Raw genomic sequence first — 4,715 nt, 5'->3', positions numbered from 1 at the left:
CATTTTTTTACTTCTAACAACACATATAAGTGGTTAGGCAAAATTAAATTCATTCGTGGAGGCAGGCAACAGGCAATAAGGCAGGGTGGAGTGTGAGGAGTGCGAGGAGTAAGTATTAAACAACTACTAACCACTAACCACTAACCACTAACCACTATCCAATAAAAAATACCATCAATACCGCAAAATGACATCCAAGATTTGGGCATCCTATCATCAGGAGTCCAGTATTAATGTTTGCTTACCATGACAAGTTCTATGTTTATTGCCCAATCTCCATCCCCTGGGATAAAAACTAAGAAGATATCTCAATCTCAACAAGCAGCCACTAGCGATCCACAAACACCGCCATTATTAGTGGCTACCTGTGGAGGATTAGCCCTAGTTGTGATTGCTTTAATTGTCTATGGCAAAATTCAAATGAATCAGCTACAGAAAAAGCTTAAGTTTGAAAAATTCCGCACGCGAGAACTAGACAAAAAGTTTAAACTCGCTTTGGATACGATTCGCAAAATGGAAACTAATCCTGACTTGATTAACTCACGGGAATTTAACCTAGATTATCTGCGAATGCGGATGTCAGAAGAGGTTTTTCATTTTGCGATCCTCAATCAAATTAAAATCAAAGTTAAAGATAAGATTTCTCAAGCACTACGACCGAATCAAGCCCAACAAGGAGTAGTGGGAATTGCCAGCAGTACAGGACGCCAAGTCGATGAAATCTTTGATGTTGAGTATGAGACTGGTACTCCACCAAACATTACTAAGCGAGTGCTGTTTCGCATTCAAATTCGCCTCATGAAGTTACCAACACAGGCAACCTCAGCCACAATCAGCCAGATTATAGACTGTATTGAAACTTATCTCGGCCCCGCAGACGAGGATGATAACTGGCAACCTACCATTCAAGGGCGAGTTGCTTACATGCATTGGGATCAGAAGGCTAAACCGACGCCTTTACTGGTTCTAGAACAGTCAAATGAAGGTGTGAATGTGACTTTCCGCACTAGCCGCCAGCCAAATACTCCTAAAAAGTAAAAGCTGCATGAAACCAGACATCAGGCTTTGATAGGAATTCATCATGCCTTCAGGATGCATCTATCCAAGTCATACAATTTTGGATTTTAGATTTTAGATTTTGGATTAATTGCGCGTTTACTCCTACCCAATGGCAAATGACAAATAACAAATGACAATTGACAATTGACCACTTATTAGTTAATAAACTTTACCTTTGACAACTGCACCTTGATATTGACGTACTAAAATACCATCTTCCATTTCGACAATGCGATCAGCAATGTCTAAAATTCGGTTATCATGAGTCACTAACAAAATCGATGTTCCTTGTTCTTTAGCAAGACGCTGCATTAATTCCACAACATCGCGTCCTGATTGTTTGTCTAAGGCTGCTGTGGGTTCGTCTGCTAAGACTAATGCTGGATTGTTGACCAAAGCACGAGCGATCGCTATTCTTTGTTTTTGTCCTCCAGATAAGCTATCTGGATAGTAGTTAATTCTTTGTCCTAAACCAACTGCTCTAAGTATACTTTCAGCTTTAGCAATAGCCTCTTTTTGAGATATATGTTTGTTCAATTCTACTGCCATTTGAACGTTTTGTCTGGCGGTTAAGAATTCTAATAAATTATGGGCTTGAAAAATATAACCAATATTACGTCGAATATTGACTAATTTTGTTTGGCTAGCTAGATATAATTCCTTACCTAAAAACTTCAAACTGCCTTCTTGCACAGACCGCAAACCACCAATTAAGCTTAGTAATGTTGTTTTTCCTGACCCTGAAGGGCCAGTCATCAATACGATTTCTCCTGGATAAATTTCTAGATTAATATCAAATAGAATTTGTCTTCTGAGTGCACCTTTACCATAGTAATGGTTAAGATTTTGAATAGAAATTACAGGTTCTTGTTTCATAGTCAATAGTTAGTAGTTAGTGATTGTAGAGACGCGAGGAACATCGCGTCTGTACAGTGGTTCGTTATTCCCAATTAGCCGTTACCCATTAAAAAATATCTGCTGGGTCGGCATATCGTAATTTCCTGACTGCGATCGCACCTGAGATAAAGCACATAATGATTGTCAAAATCAGTACTTGTATGGCTCGTGCAGCACTCATATAAACTGGTAATAAAGTTGCTTGTCTTGCCTGTTGATAAAGAAATAAAGAAAAAGCCAACCCTGGTATATATCCTAAAATTGCCAAAATCAAAGCTTCTTGTAGAATCACAATTAGTAAGTATTCTTGTGCATAGCCAATAGCTTTGAGAGTCGCATATTCAACTAGGTGATCTGCAACCTCTGTATACAGAATTTGGTAAACTATCACAGTTCCAACAATAAAACCCATGATTGTTCCCAAAGTAAAAATAAAGCCGATCGCTGTACTACTTGCCCAGAAGTTTCTCTCTTTATCAATATATTCTTGCTTTGTTAAAACTCTCACATCAGGTGGTAAATAATTCCTTAATTCTTTAGCCACAGCGTCTGCATTTGCACCTGGTTTTAGTTTAATTAGACCAATGTCAATTAAACCTGGCTGTCGATTAAAAAATATTCGTAAAAAGTTTACATCGCTCGTAATTAAATTACCATCTGCACCAAAGGACGCTCCTAAGGTAAATAATCCTCCTACCTTGATTAACCTTCTTCTCACTTCTGCGGTAACTAGTTTACCTTGTGCAAATTTAGCTGCAACTGGCCCATACTCTTGGCGTGATGACCTGTCATATAAAACTACATCCGGCATTTTAATTTTATCTAAATTCTCTTCCAAGCCTTCGAGTTTTAATACGTTAGATTGGGGATTAAAACCAATGACAAGTAAGTTGCGAGGGATACCTGTTATAGGATTTTTCCAACTAGTATAGTCTAAATAAATAGGATGTACTGATTGTACTGCTTGTAAATCTAAAGCTCTATATAAGCGCCTCTGGGAAATGGGCTTCATCGATAGCAAGGCACTGGATTGGGGATTAATTAAAACAATATCGCCTTGTAAGCTACTATGAAATCTCACGTTACTATAATACAGAGAATCCCGAAATCCGAGTTGCATAAACATCAAAATATCGGCAAAAGCAATTCCTGCCAAAGCTACAGCGAGGCGCGTTTTTTCGCGTTTTAATTGTAGCCAAGCAAGAGGTATTTTGCTGCCAAACATTATGTTTATCTCCAAGCATTTTATCTAAAACTAATTGCAATTAAATTTCAAATTCACCAATTAACTTATGATTTTTATTTCCCAATTCCTAATTTACAATTGAGCATTTATAATTCATAGTTCATAATTCAAAGATTAATCCCCACAACTACCTTGGCATAGGTTAAACCTGCCACTTTAGCGCTATCTTCACCAGATAAGGCGATTTTGACTTCCACAACTCTTGCATCTACATCTGCGGCGGGATCTGTATTGAGTACATCTTTCTTACCAACTTTTCTACCTATCTCGGTAACTGTTCCCTTTAATTCTCCGCTAAAAGCTCCATTTTCACTCTGTATTGTTGCTTCTTGACCAAGACGCACTCTACCAATTGTGTCTTCAGAAACTTCAGCAACAACCACCATCTGATCAGTTTTGCCGATTTCAGCGATACCATCCACGCCCATTGTTTCACCAGCCTGAGTATGAACTTTTAAAACTTCTCCGGCTAGCGGTGCTTCAACATAGCTTAAGCGTAGTTGTGCTTCTGCTTTTCTGAGATTAGCGATCGCATTTACATATTGAGCTTGTACTATTTGCAAATTAGTAGGACGAGTATCTAAAAGTCTTTGCAATCTAGCTCTTTCTTCATCAATTTGCTGTTGCAAAATAGCTATAGTTTTATCTCGGTTTACTTTCGCTTCTGCAATTTGTTGTTGTAAAGTTGCAATGGTTTGTCTACGTGTGGCTTGGGTTTCAGCTAATTGTTCACTAGCTGTGACTGCACTCAAGCGTCTGTTGTCACGTTCTTGCTGAGAAATTGCGCCTTCTCTGTATAACATCTCATAACGTTGAGCATCAACTTGGGCGTTACGTTGTTGAGCTTGAATACGAGCTATACTGGCTCCCAAGACATCCCTTTGTCCCCTTAATTCCGCTTCTATACGGTTAATCAAGGCTCGTTGAGCGATGCTTTCACCACGCAACTGAGCGTTTAAGCGAGCAATAACTGCTCTTTGAGCTTCGATGTCTTTTGGCAAAGTTGCTCGAATTTGTTCCAAATTAGCACGCGCTTCTTGGACTCTTGCTCTGGCTTCTTCCAATACAGCTTTGTTATTGCCAAAGCTATCCAAAATAGCAATTACTTGACCTTTTCTAACACGTTCTCCTTCTTTGACAAAAAGTTGTTCAACTCGCGAAGTCCCCTGTATACCTGTGGGAGCAGAAAGTTTTACTACATCTCCTCGCGGTTCTATGCGTCCCACAGCATGAACAGTAGTGACAATTGGTGCGCTGGCTACAGGTTCCGTCTGCTTCAACTGATCCATTTTGGCCATTGTCAGCAACCCAGCCGCAACTGTGACTGGTAGAGCGATCGCGATCGCCCACCAAAGCTGAGGTTGTTCTCTAAATGCTGATTCCTCTGTCATCTGCGTCATAGTCTATTACCCTTCTATTTGATTCTGCTAATACTAAAGGAAGTAAAAAGTAGCGAATGAAGCATAGTTTTATGAATTAAAAATAGATTTTCAAAAACAGCAAAATACCAACA

4 protein-coding genes are annotated in these 4,715 nt (G+C 39.2%); 1 reads left to right on the top strand and 3 read right to left on the bottom strand.

Annotation, left to right across the window (positions count from 1 at the left end):
- Positions 1-246: 246 nt before the first annotated feature.
- Positions 247-1,038, top strand: a complete 792-nt coding sequence (locus tag UYI_RS0117035; protein WP_026086005.1) for a hypothetical protein — start codon at positions 247-249, stop codon at positions 1,036-1,038.
- 180 nt (positions 1,039-1,218) lie between these two features.
- Here the strand turns inward: UYI_RS0117035 and UYI_RS0117030 are convergent, their stop codons facing one another.
- From UYI_RS0117030 to UYI_RS0117020, 3 genes are all read right to left on the bottom strand, one after another.
- Positions 1,219-1,935: a DevA family ABC transporter ATP-binding protein gene (locus UYI_RS0117030; RefSeq protein WP_016867851.1), complete on the bottom strand. Its 717-nt coding sequence runs from the start codon at positions 1,933-1,935 to the stop codon at positions 1,219-1,221.
- 88 nt (positions 1,936-2,023) lie between these two features.
- Positions 2,024-3,181, bottom strand: coding sequence for an ABC transporter permease DevC (gene devC, locus UYI_RS0117025; RefSeq protein WP_016867850.1), 1,158 nt, complete (start codon positions 3,179-3,181; stop codon positions 2,024-2,026).
- Between the two features lie 128 nt (positions 3,182-3,309).
- A complete protein-coding gene (locus UYI_RS0117020; RefSeq protein ID WP_016867849.1) occupies positions 3,310-4,593 on the bottom strand; it encodes an HlyD family efflux transporter periplasmic adaptor subunit in 1,284 nt (427 codons plus the stop codon).
- Positions 4,594-4,715: the final 122 nt, after the last annotated feature.

This window comes from Fischerella muscicola PCC 7414, from assembly GCF_000317205.1.
GTDB lineage: Bacteria > Cyanobacteriota > Cyanobacteriia > Cyanobacteriales > Nostocaceae > Fischerella > Fischerella muscicola.
This window is presented reverse-complemented; position numbering and strand designations above follow the sequence as displayed.

Excerpts from the sequence above, each read along its gene's own strand:
- UYI_RS0117035 (WP_026086005.1), top strand. The coding sequence starts at position 247 with ATGACAAGTTCTATGTTTATTGCCCAATCTCCATCCCCTGGGATAAAA.
- UYI_RS0117030 (WP_016867851.1), bottom strand. The coding sequence starts at position 1,935 with ATGAAACAAGAACCTGTAATTTCTATTCAAAATCTTAACCATTACTAT.
- devC (WP_016867850.1), bottom strand. The coding sequence starts at position 3,181 with ATGTTTGGCAGCAAAATACCTCTTGCTTGGCTACAATTAAAACGCGAA.
- UYI_RS0117020 (WP_016867849.1), bottom strand. The coding sequence starts at position 4,593 with ATGACAGAGGAATCAGCATTTAGAGAACAACCTCAGCTTTGGTGGGCG.